Below are 18,655 nucleotides of genomic sequence, written 5' to 3'. Positions count from 1 at the left end.
AGCGGACGTGAAGGAAGGAGGGTGTGCAGGCGCTCTCGCCTACGGGAAAAGGTGGATTATCGCATTGCGTGGGCTTGCGCCGTAAAAGGGACGGGGGCCGCGATGTTGCAGTGCCATAATGAAGCCTCGCATTGCAGCATGTATTGCAGTGCGCAAAGGCAAACGGGTCACGGTTCGGCGGTTACGTAGCAACGCCCATGATTGTGGCCCTAAGTCCCAAGCCGGTCCCACAAGGGCTGCGTGCAAGGGGCACCGAAGGTTTTTCGTCAGAGAAATTCACAAAGGTTGAATCACACATATGGAACTCTCCAAATCCCAGGCAGCGCAGGCTGCCGATGCTTCTTCTTCCCCCGCCAATCCCGCGCCTGAACTGATGGGTTCGGAAATCGTCGTCAAGGCCTTGCAGGCCGAAGGCGTGCAGTACCTGTGGGGCTACCCCGGCGGTGCGGTGCTTTATATCTACGACGCGCTCTATAAGCAGGACACCATCCAGCACGTGCTGGTGCGCCACGAGCAGGCTGCCGTCCATGCCGCCGACGGCTTTGCCCGCGCCACGGGCGAAGTGGGCGTGGCCCTGGTCACCTCCGGCCCCGGCCTGACCAATGCCGTGACCGGCATCGCCACGGCGTATACCGATTCGATTCCGATGGTCATCATCGCGGGCCAGGTGCCTACGGGGGCCATTGGCCAGGATGCTTTCCAGGAATGCGACACCGTGGGCATTACCCGCCCGGTGGTCAAGCACAACTTCCTCGTCAAGGATGTGCGCGATCTGGCCGTGACGCTGAAAAAAGCCTTTCACGTTGCCCGTTCGGGCCGCCCCGGCCCGGTGGTGGTGGATATTCCCAAGGACGTGTCGTTCAAGAAAACCCCCTTTGCCGGTTACCCGCGCGAGGTGGAGATGCGCTCCTACAACCCGGTGCGCAAGGGCCACTCCGGCCAGATCCGCAAGGCCCTGCAACTGCTGCTGGCAGCCAAGCGCCCCTACATCTATACCGGTGGCGGCGTGCTGCTGGGCAATGCCTGCGCCGAGTTGCGCACCCTGGTGGACATGCTGGGCTACCCCATCACCCACACCCTGATGGGCCTGGGCGCCTACCCGGCCAGCGACAAGAAATACCTGGGCATGCTGGGCATGCACGGCACCATGGAAGCCAACAACGCCATGCAGCACTGCGACGTGCTGCTGGCCCTGGGCGCCCGCTTCGACGACCGCGTGATCGGCAACCCCAAGCACTTCCAGGCGGCAGACCGCAAGATCATCCATGTCGATGTCGATCCCTCCGTCATTGCCAAGCGCGTGAAGGTGGACATCCCCATCGTCGGCGACGTCAAGGAAGTGCTGACCGAGCTGATCGCCATGATCCAGGAAACCGAGCAGCGCCCCGACGCGGGCGCCCTGGTCGCATGGTGGGACCAGATCGAAGCCTGGCGCGGCCGCAACTGCCTGCACTACAGCAAGGGCAAGGGCGACGTCATCAAGCCCCAGCACGTGGTCGAAACCCTGTGGAACCTGACCAAGGACACCGAGGCGTACATCACCTCCGACGTGGGCCAGCACCAGATGTGGGCCGCGCAGTACTACCGTTTCGACGAGCCGCGCCGCTGGATCAACTCCGGCGGGCTGGGCACCATGGGCGTGGGCCTGCCGTATGCCATGGGCATCAAGATGGCCAAGCCCGATGCCGAGGTGTTCTGCATCACCGGCGAAGGCTCCATCCAGATGAACATCCAGGAGCTGGCCACCTGCTTCCAGTACAGCACGCCGGTGGTGATCTGCGCCCTGAACAACCGCTTCCTGGGCATGGTGCGCCAGTGGCAGGAGATCGAATACGCCGGGCGCTACAGCCACAGCTACATGGATTCGCTGCCCGACTTCGTCAAGCTGGCCGAGGCCTATGGCCACGCCGGCATCAAGATCGAAGACCCGGCCAAGATCGAATGGGCCTTGCAGGAGGCACGGCGCATCGTGCGCGAGGAAGGCAAAACCGTCTTCCTCGACTTCCGCACCGACCCGACGGAAAACGTCTTCCCCATGGTGCAGGCCGGCAAGGGCATTACCGAAATGCTGCTGGGCAAGGACGATCTGTAATCCATTAAAACCATAGCTTTTACCGCTGGCATTCATTGGTTTTCAGGTATAAAACTATCTGAAAATCAATAATGACAAGCGGAAAAAGCTCCTTATTTTGAAGAATCTATTGCCTGCCAAGCCTGGCGCTTACCGGCGCCAGGGGAGGGCAGCAAAAAGAGGAAGCACCCCATGAAACACATCATTGCCGTTCTGATCGAAAACGAAGCCGGTGCGCTGTCGCGCGTGGTCGGCCTGTTCTCGGCGCGTGGCTACAACATCGAATCGCTCACCGTCGCGCCCACCGAGGACGCCTCGCTGTCGCGCATGACCATCCAGACCACCGGCTCGGACGACGTGATCGAGCAGATCACCAAGCACCTGAACCGCCTGATCGAAGTGGTCAAGGTGGTCGACCTGACCGAAGGCGCCTACACCGAGCGCGAGCTGATGATGGTCAAGGTACGCGCCGTCGGCAAGGAGCGCGAGGAGATGAAGCGCATGGCCGACATCTTCCGGGGCCGCATCATCGACGTGACCGACAAGAGCTACACCATTGAGGTGACCGGCGACGCCACCAAGAACGACGCCTTCCTGCAGGCCATCGACCGCAGCGCCATCCTGGAGACGGTGCGCACCGGTGCCTGCGGCATTGGCCGGGGCGAGCGCATTTTGCGGGTGTAATTGCGGGTTTAATAGCGCCCGGACTTCTGTTCCCCTGCTTCCCCTGTTTCCTGTTCATTTCAACAACCCAACGAATTTTTCTGGAGTCAAACATGAAAGTTTTCTACGACAAGGACTGTGACCTGTCCCTCATCAAGGGCAAGACCGTTGCCATCATCGGCTACGGCAGCCAGGGCCACGCCCATGCGCAGAACCTGAACGACAGCGGCGTGAAAGTCGTGGTCGGCCTGCGCAAGGGCGGCGCATCCTGGGACAAGGTCGGCAAGGCCGGCCTGACCGTGATGGAAGTGGACGAGGCCGTCAAGGCTGCCGACGTGGTCATGATCCTGCTGCCCGACGAAAACATTCCCGACGTGTACAAGAACAACGTCGAACCCAACATCAAGCAAGGCGGCACGCTGGCCTTCGCCCACGGCTTCAACGTGCATTACAACCAGGTCGTGCCCCGCGCCGATCTGGACGTGATCATGGTCGCCCCCAAAGGCCCCGGCCACACCGTGCGCTCCGAATACCTCAAGGGCGGCGGCGTGCCTTCGCTCATCGCCATCTACCAGGACAAGTCCGGCAAGGCGCGTGACGTGGCCCTGTCCTACGCCATGGCCAACGGCGGCGGCAAGGGCGGCATCATCGAAACCAACTTCAAGGAAGAAACCGAAACCGACCTGTTCGGCGAACAGGCCGTGCTGTGCGGCGGTGCGGTGGAACTGGTGAAGATGGGCTTCGAAACCCTGACCGAAGCCGGCTACGCCCCCGAAATGGCCTACTTCGAGTGCCTGCACGAGCTGAAACTGATCGTCGACCTGATGTACGAAGGCGGCATCGCCAACATGAACTACTCCATCTCCAACAACGCGGAGTATGGCGAGTACGTGACCGGCCCCGAAGTCATCAACGAAGAATCACGCAAGGCCATGCGCAATGCCCTGAAGCGCATCCAGAACGGCGAATACGCCAAGATGTTCATCCAGGAAGGCAAGACCAACTACCCGAGCATGACGGCCCGCCGCCGCCAGAACGCCGAACACGCCATCGAGCAGGTGGGCGGCCAGCTGCGTGCCATGATGCCCTGGATCGCCAAGAACAAGCTGGTCGACCAGACCCGCAACTAAGCAGCGCTTGCTTCTGCCCAAGGCCACTTCGGTGGCCTTTTTCGTGGGCGTCCGGCAGCTGCGGCCCTGCGTAGAATAGGGAAGTTTTAACGGCTGCCCCTGGCAGGGCAGTTTTCAAGAGAGAAACATTTCATGCAAGACAGTGACAGCGCCGCTGGCGTCAGCGTGCGCAAGCGCCGCAAGGGCATCTACATCCTGCCCAACCTGTTCACCCTGGCGGCCCTGTTCGGCGGCTTCTATTCCATCGTCATGGCCATGAACGGCAGCTTTACCCTGGCCGCCTACGGCGTGCTGTTCGCCATGCTCTTCGACAGCCTCGATGGCCGTGTGGCCCGCATGACCAACACCCAAAGCGCCTTTGGCGAGCAGATGGATTCGCTCTCGGACATGGTGTCCTTCGGCGTGGCCCCGGCGCTGATCTCCTATGTCTGGGCGCTCAAGGGACTGGGGCGCTGGGGCTGGATTGCGGCTTTCGTCTATTGCTCCTGCGCCGCACTGCGCCTGGCGCGGTTCAACGTCAATACCGGGGTGGTCGATAAACGCTGGTTCCAGGGCCTGCCCTCGCCCGCCGCTGCGGCCCTGGTCGTGGGCTTCATCTGGCTGATGGACGATTACGGCGTCGTGCGCGGCAGCGACGACGGGCTGCTTACCTGGCAGCAAATGTCCTGGGTGATGTTCGGCCTGACGCTGTACGCCGGTTTGACGATGGTCACCAACGCCCCGTTCTACAGCTTCAAGGACATCAACTTCAAGCGCAGCGTGCCCTTTGCCGCCATCGTGCTGATTCCCCTGGTGATTGCGCTGGTCAACATCCATGCCCCCTCCGTGCTGTTTGCGGTGTTTGCCATTTATGGCTTCAGCGGCTACGGGGTTTACCTGTGGCGCAAGGCCAAGGGCCAGCCCACCAGCGTCATCAGCACATCGAAAGACGAGCCGGACGAACGCGGCCTGCACCAGTAGCGGTTTGTCGGTGTCTTGAAATGCGTGTGCTGTCTGCGCCAACCGCGCTGGGTGCATTGCAGCAAGAATGTGCTAGAGTGCCAAGCATGTTCACGCAGCAAATTACCCTACTACTACGCATGTCCTCCGGGCAGAGCTAGTAGCGCACGCGTTTTCACACCACTACTTTCTTGCGGCCCGTAGCTTTCAGCCACGGGCCGTTTTTGTTTTTCCGGGCCACAAGCCCTTTTTTCACCAGAGAGACACCACCATGTTGCACAACCCTTCCAGCAAATACCGCCCCTTTGCCCCCGTGAACTTGCGCGACCGCACCTGGCCGGACGCGCAGATCACCCACCCGCCCATCTGGTGCAGTGTCGATTTGCGTGACGGCAACCAGGCGCTGATCGAGCCGATGGACGTGGAGCGCAAGATCCGCATGTTCGAGCAGCTGGTGAAAATCGGCTTCAAGCAGATCGAGGTGGGCTTTCCCTCGGCCTCGCAGACCGAGTTCGATTTCATGCGCAAGCTGATCGAGGAAAAGCGCATTCCCGACGACGTGACGGTGCAGGTGCTGACCCAGGCCCGCGAGCATTTGATCCACCGCACCTTTGAAGCCCTGGAGGGCGTGCCCCGCGCCATCGTCCACCTCTACAACGCCACTGCGCCGGTCATGCGCCGCGTGGTGCTGAACATGAGCGAGGACGAAATCGTCGAGCTGGCCCGCACGCACGCACAGATGTTCAAGGACTTGGCCGCGCGGTATCCGCAGACGCAGTGGCAGTTCGAATACTCGCCCGAGATGTATTCGGACACCGAACTGGAGTTTTCCACGCGCGTGATCGATGCCGTGACCGAGGTCTGGGAAGCCTCGCCCGAGAAAAAGTGCATCATCAATCTGCCCACGACCGTGGAGCATTCCAGCCCGAACATCTTTGCCGACATGGTGGAGTGGACCTGTCGCAACATCCAGCGCCGCGATGGCGTGGTCGTCTCGGTACACCCGCACAACGACCGGGGCACGGGCACGGCCACGGCCGAACTGGCCCTGATGGCCGGGGCCGATCGCCTGGAAGGCTGCTTGTTCGGCAACGGCGAGCGCACCGGCAACCTGGACATCGTGAACGTGGCGTTGAATATGTACATCCAGGGCGTCAACCCGGGGCTGGACTTTTCCGACATCGACGCCATCCGCGCCACGGTCGAGTATTGCAACCAGTTGCCCGTGCATCCGCGCCATCCGTACGTGGGCGATCTGGTCTATACCTCGTTCTCCGGCTCGCACCAGGATGCGATCAAGAAAGCCTTTGCGGCCCGCAAGGAGGGAGAAATTTGGGACATGCCCTATCTGCCCATCGACCCGAAAGACCTGGGCCGCAGCTACGAAGCCGTGATTCGCGTGAACAGCCAGTCCGGCAAGGGCGGCATTGCCTATCTGCTGGAAGCCGAATACGGCGTGCAATTGCCGCGCCGCCTGCAAATCGAGTTCAGCCAGGTGGTGCAGCAGGAGATGGATGCCCTGGGCACCGAATTTGCCGCTGCCGATTTGTGGAAGGTTTTTGAAAAGGAATACGGCCTGTTCAGCGACCACGGCCTGCAATACGCCATGCAGCAGGAAAAGGGCTTGGTCAAATTGCAGGGCCATCTGCAATGGCAGGGCCAGGACGTGCAGTTGCAGGGCAGCGGCAATGGCGCGATCGATGCCTTCGTGCAGGCGCTGTCGGATGCGCTGGGCTGCACCTTGCGCGTGCAGGACTACAGCGAACATGCCATCGGCCAGGGGGCCAATGCCCAGGCGATGGCCTATGTCGAACTGCGGGTGAACAACGAGCAGACCATCTACGGCGTAGGTACCGATGCCAATATCGTCTCCGCCTCGATGCACGCTATTCTTTCCGGGCTGCAACGCTCGAAAGTCAAGGCGGTCGTGGCGGCATAAACCGGTCGGCGCAGCGGATGGCGGAACACACAAGGGGGCTTTATGGGCAACGGGCAACTCATCATTTTCGACACGACTTTGCGTGACGGCGAGCAATCGCCTGGCGCCTCCATGACGCGCGACGAAAAGGTGCGCATTGCCCGCCAGTTGGAGCGCCTGCGGGTGGACGTGATCGAAGCGGGGTTCGCGGCGGCTTCCAACGGCGACTTCGAGTCCGTGCAGGCCATTGCCCGGGCGGTGAAGGATGCCACGGTGTGTTCGCTGTCGCGGGCCAATGACCGGGACATTGCCCGTTCTGCCGAGGCATTGCAGGACGCCCGCCGCGCCCGCATCCACACCTTCATCGCCACCAGCCCGCTGCACATGGAGAAAAAGCTGCGCATGTCCCCCGAGGAGGTGCTGGAGCAGGCAAGGCGCAGCGTGCGCTTTGCCCGCAATCTGCTGGACGACATCGAGTTCAGCGCCGAGGACGGCTACCGCAGCGAGCCGGATTTTCTGGCCCGCGTGATCGAGGCGGTGATCCATGAGGGGGCCACCACCATCAACATCCCCGACACCGTGGGCTATGCCATTCCCGAGCTGTACGGCAATTTCATCAAGAACCTGCGCGAGCGCGTGCCCAACGCCGACAAGGCGGTCTGGAGCGTGCATTGCCACAACGACCTGGGCATGGCCGTGGCTAACAGCCTGGCGGGCGTGAAGATCGGCGGGGCGCGGCAGGTGGAATGCACCATCAACGGCCTGGGCGAGCGGGCCGGCAATTGCGCCCTGGAAGAAATTGTCATGGCCGTGAAAACGCGGCGCGATTATTTCGATCTGGACGTGAACATCGCCACCGAGCACATCGTCGCCACCAGCCGCATGGTCAGCCAGACCACCGGCTTTGTCGTGCAGCCGAACAAGGCGGTGGTCGGGGCCAATGCCTTTGCTCACGCCAGCGGCATTCACCAGGACGGCGTACTCAAGGCGCGGGACACCTACGAAATCATGCGGGCCGAGGACGTGGGCTGGGCCGCCAACAAGATCGTGCTGGGCAAGCTCTCCGGGCGCAACGCCTTCAAGCAGCGCCTGCACGAGTTGGGCGTGGAGCTGGACAGCGAAGCGGCCATCAACACCGCCTTTGCCGGTTTCAAGGAGCTTGCCGATCGCAAGAGCGAGATTTTCGACGAGGACATCCTGGCCCTGGTGCAGATGGAAGGCGCGAAAACGCCGGACGACCTCTTTGCCTTCGTCTCCCTCTCCCAGCACAGCGAAACCGGCGAGCCTTCGCACGCCGAAGTGGTGTTCCAGCACGCGGGCCGGGAGGTGAAAGCCTGCGCCCAGGGCAACGGCCCGGTCGATGCCTGCTTCAAGGCCATCGAAAGCCAGGTCAACAGCGGTGCGGAAATGCTGCTGTTTTCCATCAATGCCATCAGCGGCTCCACCGAAAGCCAGGGCGAGGTCACGGTGCGTCTGCAGCGGGCAGGCCGCGTGGTCAATGGCGTGGGGGCCGATCCGGACATCGTCGTCGCCTCGGCCCGGGGCTATCTGAATGCGCTCAATCGTCTGTATACCCAGTCGGATTTTGTCGTGGCGCAGGATGGCGCAGCCATATAATTTTTCCCTTTGTAAGAACCTGTTCAGAATCTCGATTATTTCTCCCCGCTTTTCTAGCGTCACACCCGCGTAGGCGGGTGTCCAGTGACGGCGTTGGCGATGGACGCAACAGTGATTGCGGTAGGGCCGTTGCTGGATTCCCGCCTGCGCGGGAATGACGGCGGGATGAACAGGTTCTAAGAACGCATTGCCAATGGTTGCAGCGTGTCTGCAATGCGGCGGTGCGTTGGTCGTTTCCGGTGCCAGCGCGGAGCAGCGCCGCCGGTAGCAGCTCATCAGGGCAGGGTCTGTAGGTTCAGGGTCAGGGAGCGTGGTGATGGGGAATGCCAAGGTTTTTTGGGGGCGGCTGGTTCGTGCCGCTTCGGTGGTGGTGTTGGGGGCCGCGCTGGCCGTGCCGGTAGCCCATGCGGGCAAGGCCAATACCGGCAAGTCGGGTAAACCGGCGGCAACGGCTGCCAAGAAGGCTCCGGCCAAGAAAACCGTCGCCAAGGCGGCGCCGGCCCGCAAGGTGGGGGCCAGGAAGGCGGCCCCCGTGCGTAGCAGCAAAACTGCCGCTGCCAGGAAAAAGACCGCTGCCAAGGCCGCCGTCGCTGCTGCTGCGGTGGCGCCGCGCCTGTCCTTCGGGCAGCTGGCCGGACTGCACCAGGTGCATGATCCCCTGGCCCTGGAGTCCAGCGTGGCCCTGGTGATGGACCAGGACACCAAGGAGGTGCTGCTCAGCAAGAACGAGCAGGTGGTGCTGCCGATTGCCTCCATCTCCAAACTCATGACCGGGCTGGTGGTGGCCAATGCCCAGCTGCCGATGGATGAACTCATCACCATCACCCAGGCGGATGTGGATACCGTCAAGCGCAGCAGCTCGCGCCTGCAGGTGGGCACCACGCTGTCGCGCCGCGAACTGCTGCATCTGGCGCTGATGTCCAGCGAAAACCGCGCAGCCCACGCGCTGGGACGGACTTACCCGGGCGGCATGGATGCCTTTGTCGAGCAAATGAATTTCAAGGCCAAGCTGCTGGGCATGACGGCCACGCGCTTTGTCGAGCCGACGGGCCTGTCCAGCAGCAACCAGTCCAGCGCCCGCGATCTGGCCACGCTGGTGAACGTGGCGCACGCCGAGCCGCTGCTGCGCTCGTTTTCCACCTGGCCCAGCGCCGAGGTCGAGGTGGGCAAGCGCACCCTGCAGTTCAACAACACCAACCGTCTGGTCAAGAGCGACGATTGGGAGATCGGCCTGCAAAAGACCGGCTACATCTCCGAGGCCGGGCGCTGCCTGGTGATGCAGGCCGAGGTGGCCGGGCGCAACCTGATCATGGTGTTCCTGGATTCGGTCGGCAAATACAGCCGCTTGGGCGATGCCCAGCGTGTGCGCCAGTGGATCGAGGCCGGGGCGGATCACTCCTGAACAAAGTTGTAAAAAAAGAGAGCTGTTTGCGCTTTCTTCATCGGGATTTCAGGGTTAAATCACCTTGAAATCATTGAAGATAAAGCGCAAGCAGCTCTTTTTTTATTGTTTGATAATCAAGCGCGTTTTGCCCCTGCGTCGCCCGTGCGACAAAAACGCCTTTTCCAGTCACCCATAGGACAGACCATGGACAACCCGATTCTTACGATCGAGGAACGCGAGGCGATTAACGCCGGGCGTTGGTTCTCGACCCTCTCTCCCACCTTAAAACACGACATATTGCGATGTGCCTACGTCAAACGCTTCAAAGATGGTGCCCTGATCTGCGCCCGGGGCGAAGCCCCCGAGGAGTGGATCGCCTGTGCCAAGGGGGCGGTGCGTGTCAGTTCCACATCCATTTCGGGCAAGCAGATCACGCTGACCTATGTGGAGCCGGGCGTGTGGTTCGGCGAGGTTTCCATCTTCGATGGCGACCGGCGCACCCACGATGCCTATGCCCACGGCGCCACCACGCTGTTGTGCGTGGCCAAGGCCGATTTCAAGCGCATTCTGAGTACCCACGTCGAGTTTTACGAAGCCATGCTGTGGCTGCAGGCGCGGCGCATCCGCCAGCTGTACGGGTTGGTGGAAGACCTCAACACCCTGCCGCTGCGGGCGCGTCTGGCCAAGCAACTGCTGCACCTGGTGCGCAGCTATGGCATTCCCTGCCTGGAAAACGGCAAGGAAGTGCGCATCGGCCTGCAACTGGCGCAGGAGGAGCTGGCCCAGCTGTTGGGGGCCTCGCGCCAGCGCGTGAACCAGGAACTCAAAACCATGGAGCGCGAGGACGTCATCCGTATCGAACCCGGCGGTCTGGTAGTGCGCGACAGCGAGGCACTGCTGGGCATTGCCGGGACAACCACCTAGGAAGTTATGCCAAATTTTGACCATTTTGTAGGAACCAAGCCCGTTGCCGCCGCCCATGCACTGGATGAGCAGGCGCTCACCTCCTGGCTAGCGGCCCATGTCCCCGGTTTTGCCGGGCCGCTGACGGTGGAGATGTTCAAGGGCGGCCAGTCCAACCCCACCTACAAATTGGTCACCCCGCACGCCAGTTACGTCATGCGGGCCAAACCCGGGCCGGTGGCCAAACTGCTGCCTTCGGCCCATGCCATCGAGCGCGAATACCAGGTCATGCACGCCCTGGCCGGTTCTGCCGTGCCGGTGCCGAAGATGCTGGCGCTGTGCGAGGACGAATCCGTCATTGGCCGCGCCTTCTACATCATGGAATTCAAGGCCGGGCGCGTGCTGTGGGACCAGTCCCTGCCCGGCATGAGCGGGGCCGAGCGCGGGGCCATCTACGACGAGATGAACCGCATCATCGCCGCCCTGCACAGCGTCGATGTGGCGGCCTGCGGCCTGGCCGGCTTCGGCAAGCCCGGCAATTATTTCGAGCGCCAGATCGGCCGCTGGAGCAAGCAGTACCAGGCCAGCATCACCGCGCCGATTGCCGAGATGGACCAGCTCATGGACTGGCTGCCGCAGAACATCCCGGCCAGCGCCCGCGATGAAAGCCGCGTGGCCATCGTGCATGGCGATTACCGGCTGGACAATCTGATTTTTGCCGCCGAGGGCACACAGGCCCTGGCCGTGCTGGATTGGGAGCTGTCCACCCTGGGCCACCCGCTGGCCGACTTCGCCTACCACTGCATGAGCTGGCACATCCCGGCCAGCCTGGGCCGGGGCATCGGGGGCCTCGATCTGGCCGCCCTGGGCATTCCTGGCGAAGAAGAATACGTGCAGCGCTATTGCCAGCGCACCGGCTTTGCCGACCCGCAGCAGCTTTTGGCCGACTGGCACTTTTACCTGGCCTACAACATGTTCCGCATCGCCGCCATCCTGCAAGGCATTGCCAAGCGGGTGGAAAACGGCACGGCGGCCAGCGCCCAGGCCAAGGCCTCGGGCGCCCTGGCCCGGCCCATGGCCGAGATGGCCTGGCAGCAGGCGCTGCAACATCGACAAAAGAATAGCTAGCAGCGCTGTCTGTTACTGGTTTTTAAACCGTTTTCACCTTCAATCCCTTTATTTCCCTACGGCAGCAGCTATAGGGAATGGGGTTGCTCACGCCCATTTTTTCAGGAGGACGATTCATGGACTTTGCCTATTCCGCCAAAACCCAGGACTTGCAGCAGCGCCTGCTGCGCTTCATGGACGCGCACATCTACCCCAACGAGGCCGAGTTCCAGCGCGAACTGGCCGCCAACACCGCCGCCGGCCAGCGCTGGACGCCGCTGAAGCTGCTGGCCCGCCTGAAGGACGAGGCCCAGGCCCAGGGGCTGTGGAACCTGTTCCTGCCCGTGGATACCGCCGAAGCCTCGGGCTACCACGGCGCGGGCCTGACCAATGCCGAGTACGCCCCGCTGGCCGAGATCATGGGCCGCGTCTTCTGGGCCAGCGAAGTGTTCAACTGCTCTGCCCCCGACACCGGCAATATGGAAACCATTGCCCGCTACGGCAGCGAAGCCATCAAGGCGCGTTGGCTCAAACCCCTGCTGGAAGGCGAAATCCGCTCCGCCTTCGCCATGACCGAGCCGGAAGTGGCATCGAGTGACGCCACCAACATCTGCACCCGCATCGAGCGCGACGGCGACCACTACGTCATCAATGGGCGCAAGTGGTGGACCTCGGGCGCCAACGACCCGCGCTGCAAGGTCTTCATCACCATGGGCAAGACCGACCCCGATGCGCCCAAGCATGTGCAGCAAAGCATGATCGTGGTGCCAGCGGACACCCCCGGCATCACCATCGTGCGCCCGGTGCAGGTGTTCGGCTACGACGATGCGCCGCACGGCCACGGCGAAGTGCTGTTCGAGAACGTGCGCGTACCGGTCGAGAATATTTTGCTGGGCGAGGGCCGGGGCTTTGAAATTGCCCAGGGGCGCCTTGGCCCCGGGCGCATCCACCACTGCATGCGCCTGATTGGCCAGGCCGAGCGGGCGCTGGAGCTGATGTGCCAACGTGCCCTGTCGCGCACCGCCTTCGGCAAGCTGCTGGCCCAGCAAGGCGTGACGCAGGAGCGCATCGCCAACGCCCGCTGCCAGATCGACATGGCGCGGCTGCTGACGCTGAAAGCCGCATGGATGATGGACACCGTGGGCAACAAGGTGGCGAAAACCGAGATCGCCATGATCAAGGTCGTCGCCCCCAATCTGGCCTGCCAGGTCATCGACTGGGCCATGCAGGTGTACGGCGGCGCTGGCGTGAGCGAGGACACGCCGCTGGCCTTTGCCTACGCCAACGCCCGCACGCTGCGCTTTGCCGACGGCCCGGACGAAGTGCATCGTGCCGCCATTGCCAAATGGGAACTGGCCAAGTGGCTGCCGCCCAAGGAGCGCCTGCCCAGGTAAGCGCGAAGGAGTGGATGGGGGCGGGCATCGGGTGCAAAAGATGCCTGGCCCCGTACAACTCCGTAAATACGAACGACCGTACATGTTTTACGATGCGCGGTTGTTGCCGGCAGGCTTGCGATGGAATAAACAAGGAGACGCTAGATGCAAGGATTGATGCAAAACCAGCAGTTGCTGATTTCTTCGATGGTGGAATTTGCCGCCCGTTACCATGGGACGACCGAGGTGGTATCGCGCCGGGTGGAAGGCGATATCCACCGCTACACCTGGGCCGATGTATGCCAGCGTTCCAAGCAATTGGCGCAAGCGCTGGATGCGCTGGGCCTGGCCCACGGCGCCCGGGTGGCCAGCATTGCCTGGAACGGCTACCGCCATCTGGAGATGTATTACGGCGTCAGCGGTTCGGGCCGGGTGCTGCACACCATCAACCCGCGCCTGCATTTCGAGCAGGTGGCCTGGATCGTGAACCACGCCGAAGACGAGGTGCTGTGTTTCGACCTGAGCTTTCTGCCCCTGGTGCAAGCCGTCCACAGCCATTGCCCCACGGTGAAGCAATGGGTGGCGCTGTGCGATGCCGACAAGTTGCCTGCGGATAGCGGCATCCCCGGCCTGATCAGCTACGAAGCCTGGATTGCCGGCCACGATGGCCGTTACCACTGGCCGCAGTTCGATGAAAACACCGCCTCCAGCCTGTGCTACACCAGCGGCACTACGGGCAACCCCAAAGGGGCGCTGTACAGCCACCGCTCCAGCACCTTGCACGCCTATGCCGCAGCGCTGCCCGATTCGATGGGCCTGTCGGCACGCGATGCGGTGCTGCCCGTCGTGCCCATGTTCCACGTCAATGCCTGGGGCATTCCGTACACCGCGGCGCAAATCGGGGCCAAGCTGGTGCTGCCCGGCCCGGCGCTGGACGGCAAATCCCTGTATGAACTGATGGAGGCCGAAGGCGTCACCTTTGCTGCCGGTGTGCCCACCATCTGGCAAATGCTGCTGTCCCACGTGCAGCCGCAGCAGCTGCGCTTCAGCAGCTTGAAGCGCACCGTCATCGGCGGCGCGGCCTGCCCGCCGGCCATGATTGCCGCGTTTGAAGACGGCCTGGGCGTGCAGGTGCTGCACGCCTGGGGTATGACCGAAACCAGCCCCCTGGGCGCGGTCTGCACTTTCAAAAGCGGCCAGATGGCCCTGCCCAAGGAGGAGCAGCGCAAGATCAGCGCCAAGCAGGGCCGGGCGATTTACGGGGTGGAGATGAAAATCGTCGGCGGCGATGGCCGTGCCCAGCCCTGGGACGGCAAGACCTATGGCGATCTGTTGGTGCGCGGGCCGTGGATCTTGCAGCAGTACTACAAGGGCGAAAGCCCGCTGATCGTCGATGAAGCCGGCCTGGGCTGGCTGCCCACGGGCGATGTGGCCACCATCGATGCCGATGGCTTCATGCAGATTACCGACCGCAGCAAGGACGTGATCAAGTCCGGCGGCGAATGGATCAGCTCCATCGACATTGAAAACATCGCCATGGGCCACCCCGCCGTGGCCATGGCCGCCTGTGTCGGGATGCCGCACCCCAAATGGGACGAGCGCCCGATCGTGGTGGTGGCCACCAAGCCCGGGGCCAGCGTCTCGCGCGAGGCGCTGCTGGACTTTTACGCGGGCAAGCTGGCCAAGTGGCAAATCCCGGACGATGTGGTGTTTGTCGATGCGATTCCGCTGGGCGCCACCGGCAAGATGCTGAAAACCAGGCTGCGCGAGGTTCTGGTCGGGTACCAATTGCCCGATTTGCGCTAACCCCATACCCATCTCCATCCCCAGCCAGGGGTCAACGCCCCGGCGGCCAGCGCGATGGCCGCCGGGGCGTGCGTTTTTTGGTGTAATCGCTGCCATGCCTGTCCATGCTGCCCTGTCGCCATTGCCTGCCTCCTCCCGCCTGCCGGTGCTGTTCGTCGGGCATGGCAGCCCGCTCAATGCGCTGGAGAAAAATGCCTGGCACCTGACCTGGCGCGACGTGGGCCAGGCGCTGCTGCAACGCTACCCGCGCCCGCAGTGCATTCTGTGCATCTCGGCCCACTGGCTCACGGGTGGGGGCTGGGCACTTACCGGCGCGGCGCAGCCGGCCACGCTGCATGACTTTCACGGTTTCCCGCCCGAGCTGTACCAGTGCCGCTACCCGGCGCCCGGTGCGCCTGCATTGGCCCAGGCGCTGGCGGCGGCGCTGACCAGCCCGGCCACCGGCAAGCCGCTGAATGTCGATCCGCAACGCGGCCTGGACCACGGCGCCTGGGGCGTGCTGCTGCCCATGTTCCCGCAGGCCGACATTCCGGTGGTGCAGTTGAGCATGGACATCACCCGCCCGGCGGCAGAACACTGGGCGCTGGGCCGGCAACTGGCCGTGCTGCGCGAGCAGGGCGTGCTGGTGGTGGCCAGCGGCAATCTGGTGCATAACCTCTCCACCCTGCGTCAGGGCACCGGGATCAACGCCACCTATCGCTGGGCGTTGCAGTTCGACGACCGCGTGGCCAATCTGATCCTGGCCGGGCAACTGGCATCGCTGGCCGAGTTCGAGCGCTGGGGCGACATCACCGAGGTCTGCCATCCCACGCACGAGCATTTCCTGCCCCTGCTGTATGCCGCTGCCGCCGCGCAGGACGGGGATGTGCCGCAATTTTTCAATGCCGGGTTTCAAATGGCGTCGATCGGCATGCGGTCGGTGCAGTGGAGTCCCGATTAGCGCAAGGCGCAGAAGGGGGAAGGGCGATGCGGGGAACGGGCTTGCTGGATTTCAGCTCCTGGTCGGCCATTGCCGGCACGGTCATCAGCCTGCTGGTGATGACCATGATGATGATGGGCGTGCGCCTGCTGTTCATGCAGATCGTGCAAAAGCGGCGCGAACGGGAAAACCGCCAGATCAACGAACGTCTGCGCACCCTGATTGCGGCGTACAAGGTGCTGGGCGGCTCGTTTACCGGCAACCTGACCGTCAGCCCCACGCACCTGCGCGAAGCGCGGGCGGTTCAGGCCGAGGGCCGGGATGCTGCGCCAGAGCCGGTGCCGCTGGATGAAGACGACGACACCCCCGCCGAGGGCGGCAGCTCCGAGCGCCAGCGTCGCACCCGGGACGCGGTGGAGGCCGTACTCTCCGACATCATCCTGCTGGGCACCGAGGAGCAGGTGCGCATGGCTGCCCAGGCCGCCCACGACATGGTGCAGGGCCGCCCCGTGCAGACGGCGCAGCTCGTTGTCTCCCTGCGCCAATACATCCGGCAGGCGCTGTATCTGGAAGCCATTCCCGCCGATGTCGTCGTGCCCAGCCAGGGCCCGCAGCGGCCCGGCGTTCAGGGCGGTTCCGGCAACCGCCGGGGCGGCGAAAGCACAGGCCGCAATGGCCGTGCGGGTGGCGGCGGCAGCGGCGGAGGGGGTGGTGGCATGGCGCTGGGCCTGGGTTTGAATGCCCGCAGCGGCGATGAGCGGGTCTGAGCGGCGCCTTGCATCTGCTGCCTTGGCCGGGCAACGGACACCCTGAAAAGAGCATGAACAGGCGCTGAGCAGAAACCATCAGGGCATTGCAGGCGGTCAACGCCTGCAATGCCCTGGGTATGGATGGTGGCCGTGCTTACTGTGCCGCAGCGCGTGCGGTGGCTGCCTTGGCCCGGGCGGCGTCCAGTTGTTGTTGCAGGGCGGCGGCTTCGGCTTCGGCAGCCTGGGCGTCGGCTTCCGCCTGGGCCTTGGCGGCGGCGTTCGGGTCTTGCTTGTCGCCCTGGAAGGTGCCGGCCAGGGCATTGCCCGCCATCGTGCCGGCCACGGCGCCGACGGCGGCACCTGCCATCGTGCCCATCATGCCGGAGCCGCCGCTGGCAGCCGGGGCGGCTGCTGCGGGCGCTTGCGCGGCCGGGGTGGCAGCAGCAGGCCGTTGTGCGGCTGCGGGTGCAGCGGGGGTGGCGGGCCGGGCAGGCGCCTTGCTCACCGCAGCAGGACGTGCCGCCGGCCTTTTCGCACCCAGGCGCTTGGCCTGGGCCTCGGAGGGGATGGCAAACGCCGCAATGGTGACCGCCAGAACAGAAGCCGCCGCACGCAGGGTAGTCGTTGTCATATACATCACTTTCTTTTCGGTTGTACAAGTTTCGGAACTTGCCTTGGAGGGCAGCATGGCGGGAGAGTTCCTGAAAAAAACAAACCGCCCGAAGGCGGTTGCAGTTCAAGGGTGATGGTGCTTTAGCCCTGCATCACCTTGGCGATCGCCTGGCAGACGTAGCCCACGTTCTGGCGGTTGAGTGCAGCCACGCAGATGCGGCCGGTGTCGGTGCCGTAGACGCCGAATTCGCTGCGCAGGCGCAGCATCTGGTCTTTGTTCAGGCCGGAGTAGCTGAACATGCCGATCTGTTGGGTCATGAAGGACATGTCCTGCTGCACGCCGGCGGCTTTCAGGCCATCGACCAGCGCCTGGCGCATTTCCTTGATGCGCACGCGCATTGCGCCCAGTTCTTCTTCCCACTGCTGGCGCAGCGCCGGGGTGTTCAGCACCTTGGCGACCACTGCGCCGCCGTGGGTGGGCGGGTTGGAGTAGTTGGTGCGGATGGTGATTTTCAGTTGCGAGAGGACGCGGGCGGCTTCTTCCTTGTCCTGGCACAGCACGGACAGGGCGCCGACGCGCTCGCCGTACAGGCTGAAGCTCTTGGAGAAGGAGGTGGAGACGAAGAAGGTCAGCCCGGCCGCGACGAATTTCTGGATGGCCGCGCCGTCTTCCTGGATGCCGTGGCCAAAGCCCTGGTAGGCCATGTCCAGGAAGGGGACGAGGGCCTTGGCCTTGACGGCGGCGACCACCTGATCCCACTGCGCGGGGGTGATGTCGTAGCCGGTGGGGTTGTGGCAGCAGGCGTGCAGCACCACGATGGTGCCGGGGGCGGCGGCGTTGAGGCTGTCCAGCATCCCGTCGAAGTTCACGCCGCGCTTGGCGGCGTCGTAGTAGGCGTAGGTTTCGACGGTGAAGCCGGCGTTGGTGAACAGGGCGCGGTGGTTTTCCCAGCTCGGGTCGGAGATCAGCACCTTGGCGTCGGGATTGAGCTTTTTCAGGAAGTCGGCGCCGATTTTCAGGCCGCCGGTGCCGCCCAGGGCCTGCACGGTGGCGACGCGGCCGCTGGTCACGGGTTCGGCGTCGGCACCGAACACCAAGGCCTTGACGGCGTTGTCGTAGGCGGCAATCCCGTCGATGGGCAGATAGCCACGGGCTGTCGGGGTGTCCATGAGGGCTTTTTCAGCCGCTTGCACGCACTGCAGCAGGGGCAACTTGCCGTTGTCGTCGAAGTACACGCCCACGCCCAGATTGACTTTTTGCGGGTTGGTATCGGCAGCGTATTGTTCGTTCAGGCCCAGGATGGGGTCACGGGGAGCCATTGCGACAGCGGAAAACAGAGACATGGTTTTTTGTCCTTGAGGGTAGAAAGAAAGCGTGCTCTCCCTCTCGATGGCAGCCCGGACGGCGCCAGGGAAAGCCCTCCATTTTAAGTCCCGGCCGGGTGTTTTTGCCGGCAATGGCGT

15 protein-coding genes are annotated in these 18,655 nt (G+C 63.4%); 13 read left to right on the top strand and 2 right to left on the bottom strand.

The genetic code is table 11. The features are described 5' to 3' along the window. The first annotated feature begins 298 nt into the window (after positions 1 to 298). The 13 genes from ACFO3A_RS12140 (at position 299) to ACFO3A_RS12080 (ending at position 16,597) form a co-directional block, all read left to right on the top strand. On the top strand, positions 299 to 2,092 hold the full coding sequence (locus ACFO3A_RS12140) for an acetolactate synthase 3 catalytic subunit (protein ID WP_377726664.1): 1,794 nt from the start codon (positions 299 to 301) through the stop codon (positions 2,090 to 2,092). Positions 2,093 to 2,263: 171 nt separating this feature from the next. Further along, positions 2,264 to 2,755, top strand: coding sequence for an acetolactate synthase small subunit (gene ilvN / locus ACFO3A_RS12135; RefSeq protein WP_377726661.1), 492 nt, complete (start codon positions 2,264 to 2,266; stop codon positions 2,753 to 2,755). Between the two features lie 92 nt (positions 2,756 to 2,847). Next, a complete protein-coding gene (gene ilvC, locus ACFO3A_RS12130; protein WP_377726658.1) occupies positions 2,848 to 3,864 on the top strand; it encodes a ketol-acid reductoisomerase in 1,017 nt (338 codons plus the stop codon). A 132-nt stretch (positions 3,865 to 3,996) separates the two neighbouring features. Further along, positions 3,997 to 4,824: a CDP-diacylglycerol--serine O-phosphatidyltransferase gene (gene pssA, locus ACFO3A_RS12125; protein WP_377726656.1), complete on the top strand. Its 828-nt coding sequence runs from the start codon at positions 3,997 to 3,999 to the stop codon at positions 4,822 to 4,824. Positions 4,825 to 5,074: 250 nt separating this feature from the next. Beyond that, a complete protein-coding gene (leuA, locus tag ACFO3A_RS12120) occupies positions 5,075 to 6,742 on the top strand; it encodes a 2-isopropylmalate synthase (RefSeq protein ID WP_377726654.1) in 1,668 nt (555 codons plus the stop codon). 42 nt (positions 6,743 to 6,784) lie between these two features. Then, positions 6,785 to 8,338, top strand: a complete 1,554-nt coding sequence (locus ACFO3A_RS12115; protein ID WP_377726652.1) for a 2-isopropylmalate synthase — start codon at positions 6,785 to 6,787, stop codon at positions 8,336 to 8,338. A gap of 316 nt (positions 8,339 to 8,654) precedes the next feature. Next, positions 8,655 to 9,740, top strand: a complete 1,086-nt coding sequence (gene pbpG, locus ACFO3A_RS12110) for a D-alanyl-D-alanine endopeptidase (protein ID WP_377726649.1) — start codon at positions 8,655 to 8,657, stop codon at positions 9,738 to 9,740. 186 nt (positions 9,741 to 9,926) lie between these two features. Next, complete coding sequence (locus tag ACFO3A_RS12105) at positions 9,927 to 10,646, top strand: Crp/Fnr family transcriptional regulator (RefSeq protein ID WP_377726647.1); 720 nt, start codon at positions 9,927 to 9,929, stop codon at positions 10,644 to 10,646. A gap of 6 nt (positions 10,647 to 10,652) precedes the next feature. Next, complete coding sequence (locus ACFO3A_RS12100; RefSeq protein ID WP_377726645.1) at positions 10,653 to 11,753, top strand: phosphotransferase; 1,101 nt, start codon at positions 10,653 to 10,655, stop codon at positions 11,751 to 11,753. Positions 11,754 to 11,869: 116 nt separating this feature from the next. Continuing rightward, complete coding sequence (locus ACFO3A_RS12095; protein WP_377726641.1) at positions 11,870 to 13,126, top strand: acyl-CoA dehydrogenase family protein; 1,257 nt, start codon at positions 11,870 to 11,872, stop codon at positions 13,124 to 13,126. Between the two features lie 144 nt (positions 13,127 to 13,270). Then, a complete protein-coding gene (locus ACFO3A_RS12090; RefSeq protein WP_377726637.1) occupies positions 13,271 to 14,911 on the top strand; it encodes a 3-(methylthio)propionyl-CoA ligase in 1,641 nt (546 codons plus the stop codon). 94 nt (positions 14,912 to 15,005) lie between these two features. Beyond that, a complete protein-coding gene (ygiD, locus tag ACFO3A_RS12085) occupies positions 15,006 to 15,851 on the top strand; it encodes a 4,5-DOPA-extradiol-dioxygenase (RefSeq protein WP_377726635.1) in 846 nt (281 codons plus the stop codon). A gap of 26 nt (positions 15,852 to 15,877) precedes the next feature. Next, positions 15,878 to 16,597: a hypothetical protein gene (locus ACFO3A_RS12080; protein WP_377726633.1), complete on the top strand. Its 720-nt coding sequence runs from the start codon at positions 15,878 to 15,880 to the stop codon at positions 16,595 to 16,597. Between the two features lie 136 nt (positions 16,598 to 16,733). On the opposite strand, the gene ACFO3A_RS12075 is transcribed toward ACFO3A_RS12080, so the two are convergent. Together ACFO3A_RS12075 and ACFO3A_RS12070 are read right to left on the bottom strand one after the other, a co-directional pair. After that, entirely contained in the window at positions 16,734 to 17,210 is a 477-nt protein-coding gene (locus ACFO3A_RS12075) for an ABC transporter substrate-binding protein (RefSeq protein WP_377726630.1), read from the bottom strand. A gap of 122 nt (positions 17,211 to 17,332) precedes the next feature. Continuing rightward, positions 17,333 to 18,535, bottom strand: a complete 1,203-nt coding sequence (locus tag ACFO3A_RS12070) for an amino acid aminotransferase (protein ID WP_377726628.1) — start codon at positions 18,533 to 18,535, stop codon at positions 17,333 to 17,335. Positions 18,536 to 18,655 lie beyond the last annotated feature (120 nt).

This window comes from Comamonas nitrativorans, from assembly GCF_042654765.1.
GTDB classification, from domain to species: Bacteria; Pseudomonadota; Gammaproteobacteria; order Burkholderiales; family Burkholderiaceae_C; genus Comamonas; species Comamonas nitrativorans.
Note: the sequence above shows the minus strand (reverse complement) of the source record. Positions and strands in the feature narration are given on the sequence as shown.